Annotated in this window: 21 protein-coding genes and 5 pseudogenes; 17 read left to right on the top strand and 9 right to left on the bottom strand. The window is 68.3% G+C overall.

Translation table 11 applies throughout. From position 1 onward, the window contains the following. Window positions 1-82 precede the first annotated feature (82 nt). A complete protein-coding gene (locus ACIBBH_RS17710; protein ID WP_399405495.1) occupies window positions 83-1120 on the top strand; it encodes an NADP-dependent oxidoreductase in 1038 nt (345 codons plus the stop codon). Next, complete coding sequence (locus ACIBBH_RS17715; RefSeq protein WP_399405497.1) at window positions 1117-1800, top strand: NAD(P)H oxidoreductase; 684 nt, start codon at window positions 1117-1119, stop codon at window positions 1798-1800. Before ACIBBH_RS17710 ends, ACIBBH_RS17715 begins: the two co-directional genes overlap by 4 nt. Before the next feature lie 494 nt (window positions 1801-2294). Here ACIBBH_RS17715 and ACIBBH_RS17720 read toward each other — a convergent pair whose 3' ends face one another. Next, window positions 2295-2465, bottom strand: coding sequence for a hypothetical protein (locus tag ACIBBH_RS17720; RefSeq protein WP_399405561.1), 171 nt, complete (start codon window positions 2463-2465; stop codon window positions 2295-2297). On the opposite strand from ACIBBH_RS17720, the pseudogene ACIBBH_RS17725 reads away from it, so the two are divergent. The 5 genes and pseudogenes from ACIBBH_RS17725 to ACIBBH_RS17745 all read left to right on the top strand — a co-directional run. After that, a pseudogene (locus ACIBBH_RS17725) lies at window positions 2427-2784 on the top strand (ATP-binding protein); the annotation flags it as partial. The gene ACIBBH_RS17720 and the pseudogene ACIBBH_RS17725 overlap by 39 nt on opposite strands. Window positions 2785-2838: 54 nt before the next feature. Then, window positions 2839-3342, top strand: coding sequence for an STAS domain-containing protein (locus ACIBBH_RS17730; protein WP_399405553.1), 504 nt, complete (start codon window positions 2839-2841; stop codon window positions 3340-3342). Window positions 3343-3560: 218 nt separating this feature from the next. After that, a complete protein-coding gene (locus tag ACIBBH_RS17735; RefSeq protein WP_399405498.1) occupies window positions 3561-4019 on the top strand; it encodes an SHOCT domain-containing protein in 459 nt (152 codons plus the stop codon). A 389-nt stretch (window positions 4020-4408) separates the two neighbouring features. After that, window positions 4409-4639: a hypothetical protein gene (locus ACIBBH_RS17740; protein ID WP_399405500.1), complete on the top strand. Its 231-nt coding sequence runs from the start codon at window positions 4409-4411 to the stop codon at window positions 4637-4639. Next, window positions 4636-4857 carry a hypothetical protein gene (locus ACIBBH_RS17745; RefSeq protein ID WP_399405502.1) on the top strand — a complete coding sequence of 74 codons (222 nt, stop codon included), beginning with the start codon at window positions 4636-4638 and terminating at the stop codon, window positions 4855-4857. The genes ACIBBH_RS17740 and ACIBBH_RS17745 overlap by 4 nt, the downstream gene beginning before the upstream one ends. A gap of 33 nt (window positions 4858-4890) precedes the next feature. On the opposite strand, the gene ACIBBH_RS17750 is transcribed toward ACIBBH_RS17745, so the two are convergent. The 3 genes from ACIBBH_RS17750 to ACIBBH_RS17760 all read right to left on the bottom strand — a co-directional run bounded on the left by ACIBBH_RS17750 (window position 4891) and on the right by ACIBBH_RS17760 (window position 6720). Further along, on the bottom strand, window positions 4891-5073 hold the full coding sequence (locus ACIBBH_RS17750) for a hypothetical protein (RefSeq protein ID WP_399405504.1): 183 nt from the start codon (window positions 5071-5073) through the stop codon (window positions 4891-4893). 471 nt (window positions 5074-5544) lie between these two features. Next, window positions 5545-6069: a histidine kinase gene (locus ACIBBH_RS17755; protein ID WP_399405506.1), complete on the bottom strand. Its 525-nt coding sequence runs from the start codon at window positions 6067-6069 to the stop codon at window positions 5545-5547. Between the two features lie 303 nt (window positions 6070-6372). Further along, window positions 6373-6720: a hypothetical protein gene (locus ACIBBH_RS17760; protein WP_399405508.1), complete on the bottom strand. Its 348-nt coding sequence runs from the start codon at window positions 6718-6720 to the stop codon at window positions 6373-6375. Window positions 6721-7667: 947 nt separating this feature from the next. Here ACIBBH_RS17760 and ACIBBH_RS17765 point away from each other — a divergent pair. Beyond that, window positions 7668-8963, top strand: coding sequence for a phosphatase PAP2 family protein (locus ACIBBH_RS17765; RefSeq protein ID WP_399405510.1), 1296 nt, complete (start codon window positions 7668-7670; stop codon window positions 8961-8963). A 204-nt stretch (window positions 8964-9167) separates the two neighbouring features. Here the strand turns inward: ACIBBH_RS17765 and ACIBBH_RS17770 are convergent. Together ACIBBH_RS17770 and ACIBBH_RS17775 are read right to left on the bottom strand one after the other, a co-directional pair. Next, window positions 9168-9802: pseudogene (locus tag ACIBBH_RS17770) on the bottom strand (integrase core domain-containing protein); the annotation flags it as partial. A 462-nt stretch (window positions 9803-10264) separates the two neighbouring features. Continuing rightward, complete coding sequence (locus tag ACIBBH_RS17775; protein ID WP_399405512.1) at window positions 10265-11668, bottom strand: alpha/beta hydrolase family protein; 1404 nt, start codon at window positions 11666-11668, stop codon at window positions 10265-10267. Window positions 11669-11681: 13 nt separating this feature from the next. Here ACIBBH_RS17775 and ACIBBH_RS17780 point away from each other — a divergent pair. Further along, window positions 11682-12089, top strand: a pseudogene (locus ACIBBH_RS17780) (transposase); the annotation flags it as partial. Between the two features lie 106 nt (window positions 12090-12195). Here ACIBBH_RS17780 and ACIBBH_RS17785 read toward each other — a convergent pair. Then, a complete protein-coding gene (locus ACIBBH_RS17785; RefSeq protein ID WP_399405514.1) occupies window positions 12196-13263 on the bottom strand; it encodes a LacI family DNA-binding transcriptional regulator in 1068 nt (355 codons plus the stop codon). Window positions 13264-13618: 355 nt separating this feature from the next. Between ACIBBH_RS17785 and ACIBBH_RS17790 the strand changes: the two genes are divergently transcribed. From ACIBBH_RS17790 to ACIBBH_RS17810, 5 genes and pseudogenes are all read left to right on the top strand, one after another. Then, window positions 13619-14914: an ABC transporter substrate-binding protein gene (locus ACIBBH_RS17790; RefSeq protein WP_399405516.1), complete on the top strand. Its 1296-nt coding sequence runs from the start codon at window positions 13619-13621 to the stop codon at window positions 14912-14914. Window positions 14915-14922: 8 nt separating this feature from the next. Continuing rightward, window positions 14923-15981: a carbohydrate ABC transporter permease gene (locus tag ACIBBH_RS17795; RefSeq protein WP_399405518.1), complete on the top strand. Its 1059-nt coding sequence runs from the start codon at window positions 14923-14925 to the stop codon at window positions 15979-15981. After that, a complete protein-coding gene (locus ACIBBH_RS17800) occupies window positions 15978-16811 on the top strand; it encodes a carbohydrate ABC transporter permease (RefSeq protein ID WP_399405520.1) in 834 nt (277 codons plus the stop codon). Before ACIBBH_RS17795 ends, ACIBBH_RS17800 begins: the two co-directional genes overlap by 4 nt. Before the next feature lie 54 nt (window positions 16812-16865). Beyond that, window positions 16866-18506, top strand: a complete 1641-nt coding sequence (locus ACIBBH_RS17805; protein ID WP_399405522.1) for a glycoside hydrolase family 13 protein — start codon at window positions 16866-16868, stop codon at window positions 18504-18506. A gap of 558 nt (window positions 18507-19064) precedes the next feature. After that, window positions 19065-19184: pseudogene (locus tag ACIBBH_RS17810) on the top strand (Ku protein); the annotation flags it as partial. Window positions 19185-19332: 148 nt separating this feature from the next. On the opposite strand, the gene ACIBBH_RS17815 reads toward ACIBBH_RS17810, so the two are convergent. Next, on the bottom strand, window positions 19333-19896 hold the full coding sequence (locus ACIBBH_RS17815) for a cysteine hydrolase family protein (RefSeq protein ID WP_399405524.1): 564 nt from the start codon (window positions 19894-19896) through the stop codon (window positions 19333-19335). A gap of 604 nt (window positions 19897-20500) precedes the next feature. Between ACIBBH_RS17815 and ACIBBH_RS17820 the strand changes: the two genes are divergently transcribed. From ACIBBH_RS17820 to ACIBBH_RS17830, 3 genes and pseudogenes are all read left to right on the top strand, one after another. Then, window positions 20501-21151: an HAD family hydrolase gene (locus tag ACIBBH_RS17820; protein ID WP_399405526.1), complete on the top strand. Its 651-nt coding sequence runs from the start codon at window positions 20501-20503 to the stop codon at window positions 21149-21151. Window positions 21152-21396: 245 nt separating this feature from the next. Beyond that, window positions 21397-21755 (top strand): annotated as a pseudogene (locus tag ACIBBH_RS17825) (3-oxoacyl-[acyl-carrier-protein] synthase III C-terminal domain-containing protein); the annotation flags it as partial. A gap of 77 nt (window positions 21756-21832) precedes the next feature. Then, window positions 21833-22564, top strand: coding sequence for a hypothetical protein (locus tag ACIBBH_RS17830; RefSeq protein ID WP_399405527.1), 732 nt, complete (start codon window positions 21833-21835; stop codon window positions 22562-22564). A gap of 149 nt (window positions 22565-22713) precedes the next feature. On the opposite strand, the gene ACIBBH_RS17835 is transcribed toward ACIBBH_RS17830, so the two are convergent. Then, the gene (locus ACIBBH_RS17835) at window positions 22714-22875 is read right to left on the bottom strand and encodes a hypothetical protein (RefSeq protein ID WP_399405529.1); all 162 of its coding nucleotides are present in this window, start codon (window positions 22873-22875) and stop codon (window positions 22714-22716) included. Between the last annotated feature and the right edge of the window lie 109 nt (window positions 22876-22984).

Consider the following 22984-nt stretch of genomic DNA (forward strand, 5'->3'; position numbering starts at 1 on the left):
ACCGATCACCGCCCCGGCAGCCGCGGAAACACTCTCCCGTACCGCGCTGCCCCCACCATCCGCACCGGAAGGAACCACCTCCATGAGCACCACGAGCACCGCGGCCACGACCGTGTCCCGCGAAATCCGTCTCGCCTCCCGTCCCGTCGGCGAGCCGGTGCCGCAGAACTTCCAGCTGGTCACCACCGAGATACCCGAGCCGGGCGAGGGCCAGATCGTGGTCCGCAACACCTGGATGTCCGTGGACCCCTACATGCGCGGCCGCATGGACGACGCGCCGTCCTACATCCCTCCCTTCGATCTCGGCACCGCCCTCGACGGCAGCGCCATCGGCGAGGTGATCGCCTCCCGCGCCGAGTCGGTACCGGTCGGGGCGACCGTCTCCCACTTCCTGGGCTGGCGCGAACACGCGGTCCTGGACGCGACGGCGGCCACCGTCGTCGACACCGCGCTCGCCCCGGCGTCCGCCTATCTCGGCCCGCTGGGCACCACGGGCCTGACCGCCTATGCGGCACTCACCCGCACCGCACCTGTGCGAGAGGGCGACGTGGTCTTCGTCTCCGCCGCGGCCGGCGCGGTCGGCAGCGTCGCCGGTCAACTGGCCCGGCAACTGGGGGCGTCCCGGGTGATCGGCTCGGCGGGCGGACCGCACAAGACCAAGAAGCTCCTCGACGCGTTCGGCTTCGACGCGGCGGTCGACTACCGCCAGGGCGGGTTGACCGAGCAGCTCACCAAAGCCGCTCCCGACGGCATCGACGTCTACCTCGACGCCGTGGGCGGCGACCACCTGCAAGCGGCCATCGGGGCGATGCGCACCGGCGGACGGATCGCCATGGTCGGCGCGATCAGCGGTTACAACGCCACCGAGCCGGCCCCGGGCCCCCACAACCTCTTCCAGGCCGCCGCCCGAGAGGTCACCCTGCGCGGCATGCTCGTCACCAGCCACCTCGATCTCTTCCCCGAATGGATAGGCAAGGCCGCGGCCTGGCTCGCCGACGGCACCCTGCACACCGAGGAGACCGTCGTCGACGGCATCGAGAAGGCACCCGACGCCTTCCTCGCCATGATGCGGGGCGCCAACACGGGCAAGATGCTGGTCCGGCTGGAGGGGCAGCGATGACCACCCTCAACGGCACCCCCGAGCACGACACAACCACATCCCACCCGGCCACCTCCCACACCGCTGCGCCCCACCCCGAGCCGACGCCCCCGCCCGGCAAGCGGGCCCTGCTCGTACTCGCTCACCCGCGCGCCGACTCCCTGACCGCCGAGCTCGCCCGCCGAGTCCGGGCCCGGCTCGCGGACGACGCTTTCGCCGTCGATCTCCTCGACCTGCACGCCGAGGGCTTCGATCCCCGGATGACGACCCTCGACGAGCCCGATTGGGCGGACCACGACAAGGTGTACTCGCCAGAAGTCCGGGCGCACATGGCCCGCATCGACGCCGCCGATGTGATCGTCGTGGTCTTCCCGCTCTGGTGGTTCGGACTGCCTGCCATGCTCAAGGGCTGGATCGACCGGGTGTGGAACCACGGCTTCGCCTACGGCCGCAGCGAGCCACGCCTGCGCGGCAAGCGGATGTTCTGGATCAGCCTGGTCAGCTACCCGCAGGACCAGTTCGCCCGGCTGGGCTGGGACGACATCGTCACCCGCACCATCGGGTCGGGCATCTCGGCCTTCTGCGGCATCGAGGACGCTTCGGTCCACTTCGTGTACGACTCCCTCAACGCGGGTGAGACCGCACTCACCTCCGTGGACGCCGCGCTCGACGTGTTCGTCCGGACCGCCCCGACGCCGTGATCACACCAGCCACCACAAGATCATCTCACCCGGGGAACAGCAGTTACGGGACAACCCTTGAGCCAGCCCCGGTCCGCTGGGTGGGAACCGGCACGCGAGCGCCTGCCCCGGGACTGTCCGCAGACGCGCGCTCCCGGGATGTCCGAGGACGGCCGTGTCCGGTGCAGCGCTGCGGCGCCGAAGCCTTGCTGACGGCCTTGTGGGCCTTGCCGTCACGTCCGCGGGCTTGCCGGCGCTGCGCTGATCCGGGCCTCGATGCCGACGGGGCCGGTGCGGCCCAGGACGAACCGCAGCCTGGGGAGCGGTGTTGCGCGTCGGCCGGGGCCGCCGTGCCCGTGCCGCCGTCAGTGCGGCGGCGACGTCAGGTGGGAGGCTGTGTCCCCCGTGGACATCATTTCGACCGGGCGCGGGAGTCATCTGCCGAGTGTCTGCATGGCCGATGTCGACGAGTTTTGAGGTCGCTCGCCTCTGACGGTGGATGATTGGCGTAACGGTCAGGACTCAGGAAGCGGGCGGATCGCATGGATGGGGCTGCCCAAAATGATGGTCAGTTGCAGGGCGATGAGCTGATCAAGGCTTCTGCGGCGTACGAGGGCAGCCCCGGTGACATTGCCCAGGGGCGCGAGGTGGCCCGCAGCTTCTTGGTGCGCCTGCAGTCCGTTCACGGCCTTCCGGTGTCCGACCGTGCGTGGGAAGTTGTCCCGCTGGTGGTCAGCGAGCTGTTGACGAACGCCTGCACATACGCGCCCGGACCCGTGTTTGCTCGAACTGGAGATGGCCGGTGGCCGGGTCCAGATCACGGTCTGGGACAGTGCCCCGACGCTGCCGGTGGCCCGGGCCGCTGATCCCGGCCGGGTCGGCCAGCACGGTCTGGAGATCGTTATGGCCCTCTGCCAGAGCTTCGAGGTGCACCGAGAGCCGGTCGGCAAGCGCACGACAGCTGCGGTCATGCTCGCGGACGACCCTGGCGGGGATCCCGCTGGACACGAGCCCGAATCAGCGCCGGGTACGGTCATGACCGTCACGAACTCGGTCGTCATGGCGGGGCAGCATGGCGGACCGGGTGCGGGCGAGCCGTCTGCCAAGGAAGCGGGGTGGGAGCCGGACGTGGATTCCCGGTTGGGGATCCTTCGGGTGCCGGCAGGTGAGTCCGGTGTACTGGTGTGCCTGTCGGGCGAGTTGGATGTCGACACCGCTGACGGCCTGCGTGAGGTGATAGTGGAGCTGGCGCTGCGCCCCGAGGACCACCGCCATCTGCTGCTGGACTTGTCCGAAATCGCCTATTGCGACAACGCCAGCCTGTTCACCCTGCTGGGCATCTGCTCGGCGCTCCAAGCGGTGGGCATCCAGGCGGTGATCACCAAGACGGGCGCCGCCGTGCGCACCAGAATCAACCACACCGACCTGGCTGATCGCCTGCCGCTCGCGGTCAGTCAAGATATACAACAGGATGCGGACGGGCATCCAGACCTCCACCGTCCCGACGCGAGCCCCAGGGTGACGTCAAAGCAAACCGACACCGGAAACTCGGTCAGCAGGTGACTCCCACAGTCACGGGTGGTGAACGTCGGCGGGGGAGAGGCCGGGGAGGGCGTGGTGCCAGCGTGCGGGGTGCCGCCACCGGCCGGAGGCGTCGCGGGCGACGTCGATGCGTGGCACCACGCGGCAGGCCGCGGAAACGAGGGCAACGTGAGCGTACAACCTTCCGCCGCCACCGCCAGTCTCGCCAGGACCACACCCGCACCCAGGAGAAACCGCACGTGACCACCGTCAGAAGACGCGCACGCCTCGCGCTCACGCTCGCCGGTCTGATCATTGCCGCCATCGGCCTGATCATCTACATCCCGGCCAGCATTGACAGCAGCACCGCCGACAAGGAAGCCATCGACGCCTCCGCCGCCGACTGGGCGGACGTCCTCGGCTTCGAGGCCAGTCAGTCCGCCAAGGATGCGGCCTTCGAAGCCGAGCAGGACAAACGCATCGCCGAAGAAGACAAGACGTTCGGTCTCGTCCTCATCGGCATCGGCGCTATTGCCTTCGCCGGCCGCTGGGCAGTGCGCCCCGCCACAGCCAGGCCTGCGCCCCCCATACCGACCTTCGCGCCTGCCGCCGCACCGTCCGTAGCTGACGAACTCGCCAAGCTTGCCGCACTCCGTGACCAAGGCGCCTTGACCGGAACCGAGTTCGAACGGCAGAAAGCACGACTCCTCGGCAAGTGACAGCAGCGGAGAAGGCCCCGAACCGCTGCGACAGTCGGGGCTCTTTCGATGCGCCGGCAGACGCGGGGCCACCTTGATGAGACAAGCTGGGCGCACCCGTTGACAACGATATGGCGGAACTGGCTGGAGCCCGGGTCAACGGCCGCGGCCTGAACGTCGGTGACCGCACGAGTACGAGTGCCCCTAGCCTGCCCAGCCCAAGTCGTAGACCTCGACTCCGTCGTGTACGCGGTGAACGCCACCCATGAACCCCGCCCGGACCGCAGCGCCCCGTCCCAGCCGCCCGCCGCCGTCCAGGATCCCGGGCGGACCAGGGCCGTGGCGATGGTCCCCTTGGACCGACACCTCCCTGGTCCGGCTGGAAGTCCTTACGGGCCGACGCGACCGCCGTGCTGCCCGCCGACCTTCCCACACAGCAGGCCGGCGCGACGGACACCCTTTCGCCCCTCGTCACGGGCGTCGTCACCTCGCGCAACGGCGGGATGGTGGAGGCCCAGTTCCGTCTCGGCGACGCCACCGGGATCCAGACCCTGGGCATCCAGCTCGTCGCCGAAGGAGAGCGCGCGGGCCGCGACCCCCGCGATCTGCCGACGCAGCGGCCCCGTACGATGACCGTGTGACAGCCCGCCGCACCCTTGGCACCGGCCCCGAGGCCCCGCACAACATCCGCGCCGCCCAGGCCGACCTACTCGACTCCCTCCCCGGAGTCCGTCTCCCCGACCTGGACGAACTGCGTGCCCGCGGTGTACTCGGCGCCCTCCCCGCAGCCGTCCCGGCGCCGCGGCGAACCCTCGGAGCCGGCGGTCGCGCCGACGAGGCGCCCCACCCTGCCGCCTGACGCCGGAGCCGACCAGGACGACCGACCGTCGCGCTATCCGCGGGCCAGGGCGAGGGCGAGCGTAACGAGCACGGTCACGCCTCCGAACGCCGTTCCCAGAGGGGCACTCAAGGACGGGTGGCGCCACGTCAGGTAGGCGAGCCCGATGAAGACGAGCAGGATCACGAGCACCAAGACCAGGATCAGCAGGGGCCACACCGCGCGGGGTCGGCGCACCGAGGAAGGCGCCTGCTTGGGCGACGACAACCTCTCCGTCCGCATGCGTGCCGGGCACGGAGAACGAGCAGGCGGGCCGCGAGCTGGGCAACCGGTACGGCAGTGACCGGATCCTGCACGGCAACGCATACGGAATCTGCGTGAAGTAACCGGCATCTGCCGGTCGAGAGGGGAGCCGGCGCAACGCTGCTCTCCTTCTCGACTGTGCACGTCAACGTATGTTCAGTGGCGGTTTTCCGTGCCGGCGGGCAAGGCGCTCCCCTCGGCTCTCCACTTGGGCGGGTTGCGGCGGCTCTGTGTGCCCGAGGGGACGAACAGGGGATCACATAGCTCTCGAACACGTCGAAGCCGTCCCGTTCCTCGCGCTGCACCGCGGAGTCGAACCGTTCGCGGGCATCGGCCCGGTCCTGCGCCCACACCTGCACCCGGTAGGTGCGGGCCGGGTCGAGATCGACGAAGGGCTCACCCGGCTCAGCCTGCCGACCGGTTGTGTTTGAGTGCGCCCGCCGACAGGGCGATCAGGCTGAGGTCATGGCCGAGTACGTCATGCATGTCCTGGGCGATACGCGTCCGCTCGAGCAGCCGGGCGTGATCAGCGATCAGCTGCTGCTCGCGTTGCAGTTGCTCGGCACGCTCCCACCCGGCCCGGACAAGCTGCTGATACTGGAGCCAGAACCGGCCCGCGAACCAGGGCAGCATCGTGGCGACAACCATTACTGCCACAAACCGGCCGGCCAGGGGGAGCCAAGCAGGCACGACGGACAACGCCACCACGCCGGCCGCGAGAATCGCGACCAGAGCGAGCGCTGTCGGGGCGGTCCTTCCAGGCCGCCGTCCTGCCAGGAACGCGGCGATGGCAGCCGGGACCGCCCACCACAGGTTCACCATGCTCAGGCCGGCGGCCACCACGGCGGCCGCTGTCAGAATGGTCCCTGGATCAAGTGCCCGCCGCAAAACAGCGGTCCCGGTCGCAGTGTTGATCGTCGTGCTGTCCACGGAGGCGACAGTACGGACATGGGGAGCCGTCCGACACTGCCGAAAGTTCAATCTGCGCCGGTGACCGCCGAGCACTGTGCTCTCGGAGCGTCCCCACGTGGGTGCGATTTACCAGCTCAACGACCGCCATGGACATGCGTTTTCGGCATTGCAGGCGAGGGAGAGTCCTCTCGTTCCGGTCCCATTCCTCGTCGTCCGCGTCCTCGGTCGCGTCCGGGTCGCGCGGTGGGCGCAGGCCGCTGCCCGGCGCGCTGGCAGCGATGTTGAACAGGTAGCGGCCCAGGAAGGCGATGTGCCGGTCCTTTAGCGGAGAGAGCCTCGGACATCGTGCACGGACCACACCGGATCGGTGTGGGAGCCATACTTGCCGGCGGTGCTCCAGCCGGCGAGCAGATGGTCATCGTTGACGCCGTACACCATGCCGTTCCAGGTCTCGAGGATGCCGGTTCGCGGGGCCACGCCGTTCGGACGCACGGCGTCGCTGGACCAGCGGCCCGGCATGCCGAAGCCTCCGTCACCCATACCGACCAGCGGGCCGTCGGCGGTGGCCGCCATCACCCGGCTGCCCGAGCATATGTCTGCCTGCGCACACTGGGGCAGGAGGTCATCGGCGTTGTCGTAGGCGGCCGTCTTGCCCGTGGCCAGGTCCACCGCGACAGACCACTGCGGGCATGCCCTTTTCGCCCCAGAGTCCCCACCGACGCGGGCACCCAGCTCAACGTCTCGTCCCAGCCCTTGCCCGCGTCGTAGGCGGCCGGCACGCTCAGCTTGGCGAGCGGCTGGGCCTGGTGGAAAGGGTCCGGGGCGCCGTTCTTGCTGCCCTCATGCCCACCACGCGCACCGCTGCAGCCCGTCAGCGAGACGGTCGTCAGCAGAACCGTTCCCACCACTAAACCTGCACGCATACCGTGTGCTTCCCCTCTGCCCCCGTGACGGTCTCTCCGACCGTCGGTGATCAATCGATCGCCGACGGTACCAGGGGTGGGGTAAGTGGCTGTACACAGATCCGTTGCTGCGCAGGGGCGTTGGCCGCTTCTCACCCCAGGGCCCCTCGGGACCCCTGGCCCTGCGCGCCGGCAGAACCTCCTGTGTCGGCGTACGAGCTCAAGTGACTCCGGCAAGAGAGCCGCCTAATGGCGGCGTAGGTGGGCGATCAGCAGGACTCGGTGACGGAGGAGCGGGACTCCGGCGCGTCCCGCCATGATGCGTTTTTGAAGCTTGACGTCGGTGATGCTGCCTTCGTTGACCCCGCACTTGTAAGGGTTCCGGTAGCGGGACAGGACGGCGGCGGTTGACCGCGAAGGCAGCGTGCTGTATTCGAGGTGTTGGCGGTCTGCCAACGTGCCGTTCGTGCCGCAACACGGCGCCGGCGACGTGGCGGAGCCCTGTGGATAACTGGTGACGCCACCCCTGACCAGCGAATGCCACCCGCACCGCTCCGATAACATGTTCGAACTCGCGATGAATGCCCTCATCGCTTTCCATCCATTTAACCCATATCGAACGAATCGGCTAAACGATTGATATCTAGAGCGTCGCGGGTGTCTTCGCGAATACACGGCGGGACTGCTTTGCCCGCTTGGCGGCAACGCCGAGCGTTGCTGTGGGCCGCAGTGGGTGTGGCGGGTCTTGGATTCCTCATCACACTGGAGATCGCCGCACGCCGCTACGGTCAACCGGGGCCGATTACCAACCAGGTGAAAGGGCTGATATGCGCCCCGAAACCGGGGCCGTTGTACGGCGGTTTGGCGTTGATGACGGTGGTGCTCACCTGGCGGCAACGGTTCATTGCGGTTGGTGTGGCCATCGGTATCGACGTCGTCTTCACGCTGGTGCGGTGGGCGGTCCGCATCAAGATGACCGACGGCCACTTCTTCGGCAACGGCGCGTTGTGGGTGATGTTGGGCTGTGCGGTCATCGCCGTCACACGCCGCACCGGCGCCGAACGCGCCCTGCTGCTGAAGGGCGTCGGTCTGGGCCTGCTGCTGGTGGCCGGCCGCAAGACCGGTGACACCTGGCTGCTCATCACCTCCAAGACCCGCCCGGCGGTGCTCGACCAGTACGTGGCAACCGCCGATCAGGCCCTGGGTGACCCGTCGTGGCTGGCCGGCCGGATTCTGCGGGCCACCGGCCCGATCGGCACCCATCTTCTCCACTTGGTCTACGCCCAGCTTGCAGTGGCCGCGGTTGTCGTCGCGCTGTACCAGCTGCGTAACGTGGCGGTCGAGCGCCGCTTCCCGAGCCATCATCTGGTACGCACCTTCCTGGTGATCGGCCTCATCGGACCAGCCATCTACATGATCTTCCCGGTGGTCGGGCCGGTCTTCGCCTACGGCCCGGGCGCCTCCGGCACCGGCGGCGTGCACTGGGCGGTGGCCAACCTCTGGCCGGACACGCCGCCGCCGATCAACACCCCGCACCCGATGTCGTACGATGAGTTCACTCCCCGTAACTGCATGCCCAGCCTGCACACAGCGTGGGCTACGGCGATCTTCATTCACTCCCGCAGGGCCCCACGGTTTCTGCGATTCGCGGGCACGTTCTGGCTGATTGCCACGCTCAGCGCAACGCTCGGCTTCGGCTACCACTACGGCGCGGATCTCGTCGCCGGCGTGGTGTTCGCGCTCACCATCGAGGCAGCGCTGCGCTCGCTGGACCGTGGCTGGGACCGGCCAGGAATCCAGCTGGTCGTCTCCGGTGCGACAGTCTTTGCCGCGCTCCTGGTGTCGTACCGCTATCTGCCGGTGGAGATGGCCAGACATCCATGGGTGTTCGGGCCACTTCTCATTCTGGCGATGACATCAGTGGTCCACGGCTACGTACGGACCACCAAACTGTGGGAACCGACGGCCGCGCCGACACGGCAACCGGAACCGCAACCCGAGCCAGTTTGAAGCGAGTCGCATCATGTTGCCGCTGAAGACCACGAGAGTCACCGAAGGCCACGCCGAGAGCACCGATCACCAGCGCGAGACGCACCGTGTCATGCGTGCTCGCGCTACGAGACTCCGGCGCACGTGCTGCGAAGCCGTCGTCCCGCGCGGTCCCATGCGCGCGATCGGCCATGGCGCTCCTCCTGGGTGGGCCGTCGTGCTGGTGGGGACGCGGCTGGCGGGTGGTTTGCCTGCGAGAGCGGTGTGTCCGCGGTGGTGATCGTAGGTGTGCAGCCAGCCGGGGAACGCTTCGCGTCGTTCGGTCTCTGAGCGGTAGGGGCGGGCGTAGGCCCACTCGTCGAGCAGGGTGCCGTTGAAGCGTTCGACCCTCCCGTCGGTCTGCGGCCGGTAGGGCCGGGTGCGCTTGTGGAATCCCGGCCGCGGTGAGCAGGTCACGCCAGCCGCGTGAGCCGTAGCAGAAGCCGTTGGCCGTAGGACACGTTCGACGGTGATGCCGGCCTGGGTGAAGAACGCCTGGGCACGGGTTCAGAAGCCGCTGACGGTCTCCTTCTTCTCATCCGCGTGGATCTCGCTGTAGGCCAGTCGGACATGGTCGTCGACGGCGGTGGGGGGTAGCCGTGACCGGCGTTGGAGCGGGTCTTGCCGCCCGTCTGGCGGCCCAGCACCTTGTTTCCGCCGCCGGGGATGTTGCCGAGTTTCTTGATGTCCACGTGCACCAGCTCGCCGGAACGTTCACGTTCGTAGCGGCGTATGACGCGGCCGGTGGCCCGGTTCAGGTGCGTGAGGCGGGCCGGTCCCCAGCGGCGCAGGACACGGACCTTGATGATGCGCCACTCGGAGCCATGCCCCGGCACCATAGACACGACGTATGCGCGCGATGTATAGCCAGGCACCCTATCTGTTTCGTCAAGTTTGTGGTGTTTGCCCTCGGCCTCTTCCGCTCGCAGTAGGCCCCGGATGCGAGTCGGTCAGGGCCGCGAACACGGAGAGGCGAGGGCCTGTTTGAGATGCTTGTCGCCTCTGCAGGACGGGCTTCCGCCGCGGATCTTCGGCAGCAGCGGCTCCAGCACCGCCCCTTGCTCGTCCGTCAGATGTCCACGCGCCGCGAGTCAAGCTCATCGGACGGCCGAGATCCACTTTCCGGCGTCGGAAGCCGCGGGGCTGGCTTCTTCCAGCAGATCCTGCTCGCAGCCGGGGAGCGCCGGGCTTGCTTCCCGTTGCCGCACCGGCGTCCACTCGATTCGGGCAACTCATCCGGGAGTCGTTCCACCTCCCGGAGTCAGGGGTTGAGGCAGCGGGGGTCAGCCGCGCTGAAGTGTCTCCTGCAGCCAGTCGAAGACGACCTCGCAGTGCTGCCGGGGAGCCATGGGCGAGCAGTGCAGCTGCGCGCCGGTCGCCGCGGTGAGCTTCACGTACTTCTTCGGGGCCGTCAGTTTGTCGAACATCTGGTGAGGCTGGCCCGGGTAGAACTGCTCGAAGTCGTAGTCGAGGACCAGCGTGGGCGCCTTGATACGGCCCACGGTGTCCGTGATGTCGAGCGACTCGATGAGCTTGGCCGGGGTGTAGAAATCGGTGAAGAGCCTGCCCTGGCGGGCGGCGAGCATCGCCGGCACGGAGAAGGGCTCGAAGCGCTTTTTCACCGCCGCCGCCTCGGCGGGCGACAGTTTTGGGGCGACCTCCTTGTTCCAGACGTTGTTGGTCTCCTCCTTGCTCGGAGTGAGAATCTTCCGGAGCTCGCCGAAGCCCAGCCACGGGTTCAGGCAGCCGGGCATCGCCGCCACCGCGGCGATCCGCTGTTCGAAGGCCGCGGCCCGCGGAGCCAGGTCGCCCCCCATGCTCAGCCCCGCGAGAGCGATTTTGCCGGTGTCCACGTCGGAACGGGCGATCAGCCAGTCGACAAGCGGCGTGACCACGGTCTCCCAGCGCGGGCTGAACACCACCTGGTTCACGAAGATCATCTGCCCCTGGCCGGGCCCTTCGTAGACGAGGGCGTTCCAGTCCCGGCTCAGCGCGGCGGAGACGCCGTACGTCCACATGTCGACGTTCTGCCCGTCGCTGCCGTTGGTGAGGATCACGGTGGGGCGGCGGCGTCCTGAGGCGTCGGGGCGGAAGAACCACACGGGCAGTGGGGTCGTCCCATACGGAACGTTCGCTGTCACCGGCGCCGGATCGCACAGTTTGCAGAAGATGTCCCATGCGCCGCGGCAGGCCTTGTACAGCTGCTCCTCACTGCCCGGGTCGTCGGACCCGAGGACGAAGAAGAGCGCCTGGGAGTAGTACTGCGACGCCCTCAGTGCCCGGAAGCGCCTGGTCTCCCGGTCGGCTTCGGCGCCCTCGGGTGCCTTCATCAGCTGGTCGCCGAGCTTCCTGAAGGTCTCGACGTACGTCTGTGCGGACAGGCCGGCCTTGGTGATCGCGTTCACGGCGGTGAGCACCTCGCCCACGTCGCTGCTGCCCTGGTCGGAGCCGCCGAGCGCCAAGAGCCCGTTGAAATTGAACTCCGGGTTGCTGAACAGCGTCATCACGCCTGGCGTGGCCCCGGCGCCGGAGGCGGAGGCCGTACCCGAGGTCGGGGGCTGCGCGGAGGAGGCCTCCGTGGTGGTGCAGCCTGTGGCCAGCAGGGCGGCCCCCGCCACGCCCACGAGCCCGGAGAGGGCGCTGCGCCGTCCTGGGCCGAGGACCTGGTCAGGCGGTAGGTGTCTCATGGGCGCCCAATGTATGTCCGAGCTCCTCTCACCTCGCCGCACAACGCCCGCCGTTGCCCCGAATAGCCCCGATGTGGTGAGCCAGGCCCAGGCGGAGGGTCCGCGGCTGACGGGTGAGGGCGGGCTGCTGCAGCAGTTGACCAAGCGGCTGCTGGAGTCCGCCCTCGAGGGCGAGATCACCGATCACCTCGGCCATGACAAGCACGATCCGGCGGGCAAGGGCGGCGGCAACTCCCGCAACGGCAAACGCTCCAAGACCGTGCTGACCGACGTGGGACCGGTGGAGACAGCCGTGCCCCGCGACCGGGACGGTTCCCTCGAGCCAAAGATCGTCAAGAAGCGGCAGAAGCGCCTGACCGGGGTGGACGAGATGGTGATCTCACTGGCCGCGAAGGGCCTGACCACCGGGGAGGTCCAGGCCGCCTGGCGGAGGTCTGGGCTCGCGTCCACGGCCGCCCAGGCACCCGTTGATCCGTTGATCACCGCGGTGATCCGGCGACCGGGTCCGTCACACGCAGCCCAACTCATCAGATGTGCGTCGGCTCGCCGCAGCCCTCCCGCTCGTCCTGAGTGTTGGGCGGCGGAGCGGTGGTACCCCGCGGAATCACATGGGTGGGCAGGACGATGTGCCGCTTGTGGTCCGTGTCGGAGTCGTTGATGAGTTTCAGGGCCAGTTCGCCGACCTCGCGGCCGATGTCCGAGGGTGACTGGGCCACCGTGGACAGGTCGAGCCACTCGGCCAGCGGCTGGTCGTCGAAGCCGAGGACGGACATCCGCTCGGGCACCTCGATCCGCGTCTTGCGCAGGACCCCGATGAGGGAGGCGGCCAGTTCGTCCTGTTCGGCGAAGATGGCCGTGGGAGGCTTCTGCAGGCTCAGCAACTGTCCCACCGCCTCCATGACGCTGCGCCTGTCCTGGGGTGGCGCGCCGACCACCAGGTCGTCGTCCGGGGGGATGCCCGCTTCGGTGAGCGCCTGCCGGTAGCCGAGCAGCCGCTCCTGGGAGCTGAAGCTGAAGCCTCTGGCCCCCACCGTGTGGGCGAAGGCGATCCGGCGGTGTCCGAGGTTGAGCAGGTGGTGGGTGGCCTTCCGGGCGCCTGCCATGTCGTCGACATAGACGCTGGGCCGGCCGTCGACGTGCTGGCTGACATAGATGACCGGCATGCCGAGGTCGTCCAGCCGCTCGGTCTCCTCTTCGGTGAGGTCGAAGCAGAAGACCAGTAGCGCGTCGGCGTTCCGCCGCGCCGGGAGGTGCTCGAAGAACGCGGTGCGCTCGGCCATGTCGGGGACCACGTAGACGTTCATCTCCATGCCGGCCGCTCGCAGCAGCGGGCCCAGGCTGGACAGGGACGAGCCCATGAACCACGAGGTGAGCGTCGGTACGAGCACAGCCATCACCCCGGTCCTGCCGGTGACCAGGCTCGCAGCCTGACGCGAGACCGCGAAGTTCAGCTCGCGCGCGGCCTGCTCGACCCGGGAGCGAACCTCCGGCGAGACAGTGGACAGGCCACGCAGGGTGCGTGAGACGGTCGAGGTCGAGACCCCGGCCCGTTCGGCGACGTCGGCCATCGTGGGGTGTCGCTGAGCTGGTGGCATGAGCGGACGGTAGCACGAAACCCGCCGCGTGGGCGGCTCGCTGTGACAGCGCTGTCACGCCCTAGAGTGCCCTGAATGCCCGTATAGGAACCACGTCTTCGGCCCCGCAGACTCTTTATTACCTGGAAGTAACGCATTGACTTCCCCTGCGTGCACTCCTACGGTGCAAGCGTTGTCTCAGCGGAGTCGAAGTTATCCCGGCGGAGTGACCCTTCAGTGCTTTGACCTGCAGTATTTATCTACCAAGTGTCGCGACAACGCAGTCTCACAACAGAGGCATCTCAGAGTCATCGAGGCAGCGACTCCTCTACAGGGAGTCGGCCCCGGCTTCGGTTCCGCACAACCAGGAGAGACAGTGAAGATCCAGACCACCAGAGCCCTTCAGTGCTCCGCTGCGCTCGTCGCCGCCGGGCTCGTCCTGACCGCCTGCGGCTCGTCCGGAACAGGTGACTCCGGGGAGCAGGCGGGCAGCGCGTTCGAGGGCCGTGGCCCCATCTCGTTCGTGGCCGGCAAGGACAGCACCGGCGTCTTCCAGGCGGTGATCGACCGCTGGAACAAGGCGCACCCGAAGGAGAAGGTCACCTTCATCCAGTTGCCGACAGATCCGGACGCGCAGCGCCAGCAGATGATCCAGAACGCGGAGACGAAGTCCGACGCCTACACGGTGCTCTATCTCGATGCCGTGTGGACCTCGGAGTTCGCCGCCCATCAGTGGGTCGACAAGCTGCCCGAGAAGCAGTTCCCGCTGGACGAGATGCTGAAGCCGGTGGTGGAGACGGCGCAGTACCGCGGCGGTCTGTACGCGGCACCGGGCACGTCGGACGGCGGCCTGCTGTACTACCGCACCGACCTGCTGAAGAAGGCCGGCATCAGCAAGGCGCCGACGACCTGGGCGGAGATGAAGGACGCCTGCGCCAAGGTGAAGAAGCTGCCCGAGGCCAAGGGCATGTCGTGCTACGCCGGGCAGTTGCAGAAGTACGAGGGTCTGACCGTGAACTTCGCCGAGGCGGTGAACTCCGCGGGCGGCGTCATCACCGACGACAACGGCAAGCCGAACGTGGACACCGCGGAGGCGAAGAAGGGCCTGGACTTCCTCGTCGACTCCCTCAAGGACGGGACGATCCCCAAGGAGGGCATCACCTACCAGGAGGAGGAGAGCCGTCAGGCGTTCCAGGACGGCAAGCTGATCTTCCTGCGCAACTGGCCGTACGTGTACTCCCTGGCGCAGAAGAGCGAGATCGCGGGGAAGTTCGCGGCCGCGCCGCTGCCCGGCCTGAACGGGCCCGGCTCCTCCAGCCTGGGCGGTCACAACCTGGGTCTGTCGTCCTTCGCCAAGAACAAGGCCACGGCGCTGGACTTCATGAAGTTCTTCACCAGCCAGGAGACCGCGGGCACGTTCCTCAAGGACGCCTCCCTCGCCCCGCAGTACACGGCCCTGTACGACGACGCGTCGCTGGCCAAGCAGTTCCCGTACCTGCCCGTCCTCAAGGAGTCCATTGAACGCGCGGTGCCGCGTCCGCGGGTCGTGCAGTACGGCGATGTGACTTCGGCGATCCAGCAGGAGACGTACGCCGCGCTGACCGGCAGCAAAAGCAGCGGTGAGGCGCTGAAGGACCTGCAGAGCGACCTGCAGAAGTCCACAGCGCAGTGAGGAGCAGGATGATGGCCGGTACCAAGGTCCCGCCCGAGGCCGCCGCCGCACGGCCAGGCGGCCGTGACAACAAGACCCCCGCGCCGGCGGTTCACCGGCGCGGAGGCTCCCGGGCGACGGCGGGTTCGGGGCGGATGGCGGCACTGCTGGTGTCCCCGACCCTGCTGGTGCTGGCGGTGGTCGTTCTCTATCCGACGATCATGGCACTGCACGAGTCGCTCTACGGGCCCAAGGGACTGGACCCCAGGACCGGCTTCATCAGCACCACCGAGCCGTTCGTCGGCCTGCAGAACTACGCTGACATCTTCGGCGAGGCCGGAGAACGGTTCTGGAACGCCTTCTGGAACACCACCTTCTTCACCGTCGTCACCGTCGGGCTGGAGACGGTGATCGGCGTGGCCATGGCGCTGATCATGCACCAGGCATTCAAGGGCCGGGCCCTGGTACGGGCCGGCATCCTCATCCCATGGGCCGTGCCCACCGCCATCTCCGGCCTGCTGTGGCGGTGGAACTTCAACAGCGACGGCATCGTCAACACCCTCATCGGCCACCAGGTCTTGTGGACCACCGAGGGCTTCCACGCCAAGGTCGCGGTCATCGTCGCCGAGGTGTGGAAGACCGCCCCCTTCGTCGGACTGCTGGTCCTGGCCGGACTGCAGGTGATCGGCAAGGAGGTGTACGAGGCCGCAAGGCTCGACGGGGCCAGCCCTCTGCGCCAGTTCTGGCACATCACCCTGCCCCTGGTGAAGCCCGCCCTGCTGGTGGCGGTGCTGTTCCGCTGCCTGGACGCGCTGCGCATGTTCGACTTGCCCTACGTCCTCGTCGGCGCCCAGAAGACCTCGGTGGAAACGCTGTCCATGCTTGCGCAGAACGAGGCGTCCAACGTCCGCTTCGGACCGGCTGCCGCCTACTCGGTGCTCCTTTTCCTCTACGTCTTCCTCATCGCGCTGGGCTTTGCCCGGCTGCTGTGTGCCGATCTCGTCGACGGCGGCGGCAAGAGCAGGCGCCATGGCAGCGGCCGGCGCCGGACGATGACGTTCTCCCGCCGTACGGAGGTGACGGCATGATGGCCTCGGCGAAATGGCGCACCTGGCTGGTGTACGCAGGTGTCGTCGCGATGGTGGCCTACTGCCTGGCCCCCTTCTACTGGATGCTGGTCTCCAGTCTGCGGCGTACGTCCGACATCTTCGACACCTCCCTGCTTCCCTCCCCGGTGTCCTTCGAGAACTACCAGGCGGTGTTCGACCCCTCCCAGGGGTTCACCCGCGCGCTGCTCAACAGCCTGATCGTCGCCGGCATCACGACCGTCCTGGCGCTGCTGCTGGCCACCTTCACCGCCTACGCGATGGCCCGGCTGGAGTTCAGGTTCAAGCGGCTGGTACTCACGCTGATCATCACCACCTCGATGTTCCCGGTGGTGTCGATCGTGGTCCCGCTGCTGAAGCTGTTCACGGAGATCGGCTGGATCAACACCTACCAGGCCATGATCGTGCCGAGTATGTCCTTCGCGCTGCCGCTGGCGGTGTGGAACCTGACCACGTTCTTCCGGCAGATGCCGGACGAACTGGAGCACGCCGCCATGGTCGACGGCTGCACCCGCGGCCAGGCGTTCCGCAAGGTCATCGTCCCGCTCGCCGCGCCGGGCATCTTCACCACGGCGATCATCACCTTCATCGCCGCCTGGAACGAGTTCCTCATCGCCCTGTCGATGACCAACAAGTCCGAGATGCAGACGGCGCCGGTCGCCATCTCGAAGTTCTCCGGAGCCACCCAGTTCGAGACCCCGTTCGGCAGCCAGATGGCGGCGGGCGTCCTCGTCACCGTCCCGCTGGTGGTCATGGTGCTGTTCTTCCAGCGCCGCATCGTCGCCGGACTCACCGCGGGCGCGGCCAAGTAGCCACCGCGCTCCGCGCCTTCTCCCCCCCCATCCTTCAAGGAGTCACACCGCAGCATGTCTCCCACCGCAGAATGGTGGCGCAGCGCCGTCATTTACCAGGTCTACATCCGCAGCTTCGCCGACGGAAACGGCGACGGCGTCGGCGACATCGCCGGCATCCGCTCCCGCCTGCCGTATCTGAAGGAACTCGGCGTTGACGCCATCTGGATCACCCCGTGGTACAAGTCGCCGCAGGCGGATCACGGCTACGACGTGGCCGACTACCGGCTGATCGACCCCCGGTTCGGTACCGTGGCCGAGGCCGAGCAGCTCATCGAGGAAGCTCATCGGTACGGCATCCGCGTCATCCCCGACATCGTGCCCAACCACACCTCCGACCAGCACGCCTGGTTCCAGGAGGCGTTGGCCGCGGGACCGGGCAGCCCGGAGCGGGAGCGCTACATCTTCCGGCCCGGCCGCGGAAGCGACGGCACCGAGCCGCCCAACGACTGGGTCTCCGCCTTCGGCGGCCCGGCCTGGACACGGCTGCCCGACGGGGAGTGGTACCTGCACCTGTTCGCCCCGCAGCAACCGGACCTCAACTGGGAACACCCCGACGTACACGCGGAGTTCGAATCCGTCCTCCGCTTCTGGTTCAGCCGGGGCGTCGACGGATTCCGCATCGACGTCGCCCACGGACTCGTCAAGCACCCCGAACTTCCCGACCTGCCACCCCGCCCCGAGCCGACGGACCAGCGGCCCCGGCAGCACACCGACCACCCGCACTGGGACCGCGATGAGGTCCACGACATCTTCCGCACCTGGCGCAAGGTGGCCGACGAGTTTCCCGGCGACCGGTGCTTCGTCGCAGAAGCCTGGGCGGACACCTCCGAGCGGCTCGCCGCCTACGTCCGCAAGGACGGTCTGCACACCGCGTTCAACTTCAACTTCCTCATGTCCGGCTGGGATGCCAAGGACCTGCGTGCGGTCATCGACGACTCGCTCGCCATGCTCGGCGCCGTGGGCGCCCCCGCCACCTGGGTGCTCTCCAACCACGACGTCATGCGCCACGTCAGCCGCTACGGCCGCCAGACAGTCAGGGGCTGGATGGTCAACGAACGCTACGAACCCCAAGGCCCTCCCGACCTCGCCCTGGGCACCCGCCGTGCCCGCGCAGCAGCCCTGCTCATGCTCGCCCTGCCCGGCGGCGCCTACCTCTACCAGGGCGAGGAACTCGGCCTGCCCGAGGTTGAGGACCTGCCCGAGTCCGTCCTCCAGGACCCCGTCTGGGAACGCTCCGGACACACCGACCGCGGACGCGACGGCTGCCGAGTGCCCATCCCCTGGTCCGGGCAGGCCGCACCGTACGGCTTCAGCCCCGAGAACGCCGCCGCCACTCCTTGGCTTCCGCAACCCACGGACTGGGCCGCACGCAGCGTGGGGGCACAAACCGGCGACAGAACCTCCATGCTGGAGCTGTACCGCACCGCCCTGCGCCTGCGCCGCGAGCACCCGGCCCTCGGTGAAGGCACACTCACCTGGCTCGACGCCCCCGCCGGAGTCCTCGCCTTCAGCCGCGACCCCGGCTTCATCTGCCTGGTCAACCTCTCGGCCCAGCCATACCCCCTGCCCGAAGACACCTCGATCCTGCTGACCAGCGGACCTGTCGAGAACGGCCTGCTGGCACCGGACCACGCGGCCTGGCTCGCGGTATAGCGACCCGATCCGCCAGGGCCTGGCCGGTGTTCTCCCCGCCGACAGGGCAGGCCCTGGCCCCTCACCGCACGCCAGCCGGGTCGGCTCCTCCATGAACCGCTCGTAAGTGCCCACCAGCATTCGGCTGACGGCAACCCCACTTCACATGGAGGGAGCCCTCCGGCCCCGAGGGCTCCCTCCATCCTTTCAGCCATGGACAACGGACAGCCGGAAACCCTGTCCGTAACTTCGGCTCGTACACCGTGCCGCCGGGCAGCGCGTCGGCCCCGGCAGGACATCGACGGAGCGGGCGAGCATCGGCTCCAGCGGCGTAGCGAGAACCACACTCTTACCCGCCGCAATACTGATGAAATCGACACGCGGGGAGTGGTGGGACGTAAGGGTGGATCTGGACGCTGACGCCGATGAGCTGTACGGCCTGCCGCCGGGCGAGTTCACCGCCGCCCGCGACGAGCGGGCCACGGCCGCGCGGGCTACGGAACCGGGAGCTGGCCGAGCAGATCCGCCGGCTGCGCCGCCCCACCCTGGCGGCGTGGGCGAGCAGTCTGCTGGTGCGAGCAGCCGGACGAGCTGGACGAGATCGCGCCGGGCAAGTCCCAGGTCATCGAGGTCACCGGCTTTGTCGACCTGGAGGTGGAGCCGGTGTACTTCGACAAGACCTACTACCTCGCCCCAAAGGAGAGGAGTACCAGACCGGCACCGACTCCTACCGCCTCGCTGTCACCCAAGCCCGGACAGCAGCAGAGAACGCCGTCGGCTGCCCTCACCGGCCGGCAGGAGGCGCTGCCGTCTTGCCCCGCAGGCGAGGGGTCCGGACGGCCTCCCGCTATTGCGGTGCGATGGCTTTGAGCCAGTCCTCGACGGCGACGACATCGGCCCACTGCGGGAACAGCTTTTCGGTGAGCATCGTGTGCACCTCGGGGTCGGTGTCGAGGCAGGCATCCGCCAGGACGGTGAGGCCGAAGTCCAGGTCGATGGCGTGCCACAGGGTGGACAGCACTACAGCGCTGGTGGCGATGCCGGTGAGAACAAGGCTGTCGATATCGCGAGCCCTGAGTACCAAGTCGAGGTCGCTGCCCGAGAACGCGCTTCCCCGCCTCTTGGTAACCACCACGTCGTTCTGCTGGGGCGCAACATCGTGATGAATCTCGGTGCCAGGGGCCCCCTCGGTGAACAGGCCGGCCCGCACGGCGTTTCTCATCACCCTGTTGCGAGGGCTGACTTCCGGATCGCCCGGCCGTAACCCCATCACCACGTAGATCACGGGGATGCCCGCAGCCCGGGCACCGTCGATCGCCCTGCGCAAGCGCGGCAGATATCCGGAACCGTCGTCGGCGATGGCCACGACGTCCCGTTGGACATCCATCACCAGAAGTGCGGTGTTCGCCATGCTTGCCGTTCCTTCTCCGTCGGGAAACAAGAGCAAGTCTGGTGGATCAACCGTGCCGCGGTGGAGGTTTCGGAGATCCTCATCAGCGTCGCCCCGCAGTGCGCCCATGACCGGTGTCAGTTCTCGTCGACATTTTCTTGCCCTGCGATCACCAAGTGCTGTCCAAACTGGTGATAAGCGGTGTCGCCCGTCAGTTACGAAGCCGGCACGCGTGGTTGAGGTGGTAGGAGGTCAGGGGCAGCGGCGTCGCCTCGGCTCCCGCGGGCAGGAAGCGCATGGTCAGCGCCGTGGGCGGCAGCACCCGCATCGGCCCGGTCGGATCTCTCCGTCGGGCCCCGCACCACCGATCGTCACCTGGTTTTGGGGCGAGCACGCCACTGCACGCCGCCGTCAACAACTGCTGTCCGGACCGCGATCGCGATGATGACCCGCCGCCTCACCCGCCGGCCAGCGCGGCGGCGAGAGTCCATCGCCCCGTCCTCGTTGGAGACCGCCGCCTGATGGTTTCGCGCTTCTCCACTCAAGGGGCGACTTTTGGTGGTGTCGGCAGCTGTCGATCGGTTCCCATCGCTGGGTGGCCTGGGCGCAGACCTATGCTGTCCGGATGATCAAGCCGATTGAACTGGTGATATTCGACTGTGACGGAGTTCTGGTCGACAGCGAGCGCATTGCTGTCCGTGTCCAGGTGACTCTCGGCGCCGAACTGGGCTGGCCGCTCACCGAGGATGAGGTCGTGGGCCGCTTCATCGGGCGTTCGCACGCCGCCATCCGCGAGCAGGTCGCCGATCGGCTCGGGGAAGAGACGGCCGCCGTCTGGGCGGAGCGGTTCGAGCAGTTGCACCGTGAGGCTGTGGACGCCGGGCTCACCCCGGTCGAGGGGCTGCCCGAAGCGCTCGACGCGATCACACTGCCGACCTGCGTGGCGTCCAGCGGCTCCCACGAGAAGATGCGTCACACGCTGGGGCGTACCGGCCTGTACGAGCGTTTCGCGGGCCGCATCCACAGCGCCTCGGAGGTGGCGCGCGGCAAGCCCGCTCCCGATCTGTTCCTGTACGCCGCCGAGCGGATGGGCGTCGATCCGGCCGCCTGTGTGGTGGTCGAGGACAGCCACCCCGGGGTCCAGGCCGCCCGCGCCGCCGGCATGCGCGCCCTCGGCTACGCCGGCGGGCTGACCCCGGCCGCACAGCTCGAAGGCCCTGGCACGGTCGTCTTCCATCACATGCGCAAGCTGCCCGTCCTGCTGCTCGAGCAGTGACGTACGGGTCCTACGAGACCGTCGTGCGGCAGAGCCGTTTTCTGCCCGGACGCCGTGCTGCACGCGCTTTTCGATGAGGGTGAACGACTCGGTCGTGCCGCCCGGCTGCGGCTCGTCCTCCTCGTGGCCGACGGGCTGGTGGCCGGCGTCGAAGGCAGTACGTGGTCGAACGGCCGTTGCCTGTCAGGCAGTCGAGGCGGACCGCGGTTCGATCCGCCTCGGCCATGCGGTGCGCCGCGGCCTGCTGGCACCCCCACTTCGCCCAGGAAGGCCAGGCGGTCTTCCGTTGGGCCACCGGCGAACTGCCCGCCATCGCCCGGGAAGCCTGTGCACGTGCCGGCCTGTCCCTGACCGACCTGGCAGTGTTGTCACGCACCAGGCCAACCTGCGCATCATCGACGCCGTCATACGCCAACTCGACCTCCCCGAGAGCGCGGTGATCGCCCACGACGTCGTCGAGTCCGGAAACACCTCCGCCGCGTCCGTCCCGCTCGCCCTGTCAAAGCTCACCGAACGCGGCGAACTCTCCTCCGGCGCCCCAGTCCTGCTGCTGGCCTTCGGCGGCGGCCTGTCCTGGGCCGGACAGATCGTCAGTTGTCCCTGAACCCGAGCACCGCAGCGATAGTGCAGGATTCACATAGGCCAGGCCGGGCGGAGCAGCCGGCCCGAAGATGCGGTGAGATGGGGATCATGATGAGGACTGACGCGATCGTGCTGCCCGGGCTGTACGTCGGCTATCCCGGGGTGGCTTTCGGCGGCTACGTCGCCGGCGTGCTGGCGGAACGATCCGAGGCGAAGACGGTACGGGTGGATTTCCGCGGGCCGGTGCCGACAGATGTGCCCGTGCGGATCGCCGAAACAGCAGGAGGGGGCGTGGAGTTGGGCGAGACCGAGCGGCCCCTTGCCGCTGCGCGCCCCGCCGAGCTGTTGCTTGACACACCGGCCGCGCCCTCCTGGGACGAGGCGGTTGCCGCAGCCGAGAGGTTCCGGGCTGCGCCGCCGTCTGGTGTGGTCGACTGCTTCGGCTGTGGTCTGCGTAGTGCTGACCGTGGCCTGCACATGCACTGCACGCCGGTGCCGGGTCGCGACCTTGTTGCCTGTGCCTGGGTCCCGTCGCCCGCTTTCGCCGACCCGGACGGCCTCCTCCCGACCCGACTGGTCTGGTGTGCCCTGGACTGCCCGGGAAACTGGGCGGGCCGCCTTCTCGGCACCCAGCGTCCGGGCGCGGTCACCGCAGCCCTCACGGGCACGATTCTGCGGCCAGTCGTCGCAGGTGAGCCATACATTGCGTACGCGTGGCTGCTGTCGGAGTCCGGCCGCAAGCATATGATGGGTGTGGCGCTCGCCACGGCGGAGGGCGAACTGTCCGCCGTCTCCGAGGCGCTGTGGATTGATCCCAGGCCGGCGCCCTGAACGGAGGCTCAGGGGCGACTTCGCGGCCGCGGAGCACTGTGGTCCGCACCACCGCGACAGCACCCACATGGTCGATCAGCGGGCACCAACCCTGATCAACCCTCCCCTCGGGGAGCGACCGTGCGCCGGGTTGCGTTCGATGGACGTGGTCAACGGGTGCGCTGCGCGGCCGAAGTCGTCGGCAGAGCCCGGGCCAGTCCGGTCTGCAGCGCTGCGAGTCCGCGTACCACCGGAACCGCCGTCGCCGCCAGCACCACGCCGATGCCGGGGTTGAACGCGATGTCGGCCCACCGCGAAGAGACGCCGAACAACAGGTCCAGCAGCCCCGCCGTGTCCTCGTCGCGCGGAATCCCCCACGACCAGCGCCGTAGAGCAGCTCACCGAGCCCGCCCACGGTCCGGGTCAGCGCGATACAGAAGG

This window comes from Streptomyces sp. NPDC051636, assembly GCF_044453765.1.
GTDB lineage: Bacteria > Actinomycetota > Actinomycetes > Streptomycetales > Streptomycetaceae > Streptomyces.

What these genes read in the sequence shown, in the direction of transcription:
- ACIBBH_RS17800 (WP_399405520.1), top strand. Translation starts at nt 15,978, where the DNA reads ATGATGGCCTCGGCGAAATGGCGCACCTGGCTGGTGTACGCAGGTGTC.
- ACIBBH_RS17785 (WP_399405514.1), bottom strand. Translation starts at nt 13,263, where the DNA reads ATGCCACCAGCTCAGCGACACCCCACGATGGCCGACGTCGCCGAACGG.
- ACIBBH_RS17815 (WP_399405524.1), bottom strand. Translation starts at nt 19,896, where the DNA reads ATGGCGAACACCGCACTTCTGGTGATGGATGTCCAACGGGACGTCGTG.
- ACIBBH_RS17710 (WP_399405495.1), top strand. Translation starts at nt 83, where the DNA reads ATGAGCACCACGAGCACCGCGGCCACGACCGTGTCCCGCGAAATCCGT.
- ACIBBH_RS17795 (WP_399405518.1), top strand. Translation starts at nt 14,923, where the DNA reads ATGATGGCCGGTACCAAGGTCCCGCCCGAGGCCGCCGCCGCACGGCCA.
- ACIBBH_RS17805 (WP_399405522.1), top strand. Translation starts at nt 16,866, where the DNA reads ATGTCTCCCACCGCAGAATGGTGGCGCAGCGCCGTCATTTACCAGGTC.
- ACIBBH_RS17730 (WP_399405553.1), top strand. Translation starts at nt 2,839, where the DNA reads ATGGCGGGGCAGCATGGCGGACCGGGTGCGGGCGAGCCGTCTGCCAAG.
- ACIBBH_RS17775 (WP_399405512.1), bottom strand. Translation starts at nt 11,668, where the DNA reads ATGAGACACCTACCGCCTGACCAGGTCCTCGGCCCAGGACGGCGCAGC.
- ACIBBH_RS17715 (WP_399405497.1), top strand. Translation starts at nt 1,117, where the DNA reads ATGACCACCCTCAACGGCACCCCCGAGCACGACACAACCACATCCCAC.
- ACIBBH_RS17820 (WP_399405526.1), top strand. Translation starts at nt 20,501, where the DNA reads ATGATCAAGCCGATTGAACTGGTGATATTCGACTGTGACGGAGTTCTG.
- ACIBBH_RS17830 (WP_399405527.1), top strand. Translation starts at nt 21,833, where the DNA reads ATGGGGATCATGATGAGGACTGACGCGATCGTGCTGCCCGGGCTGTAC.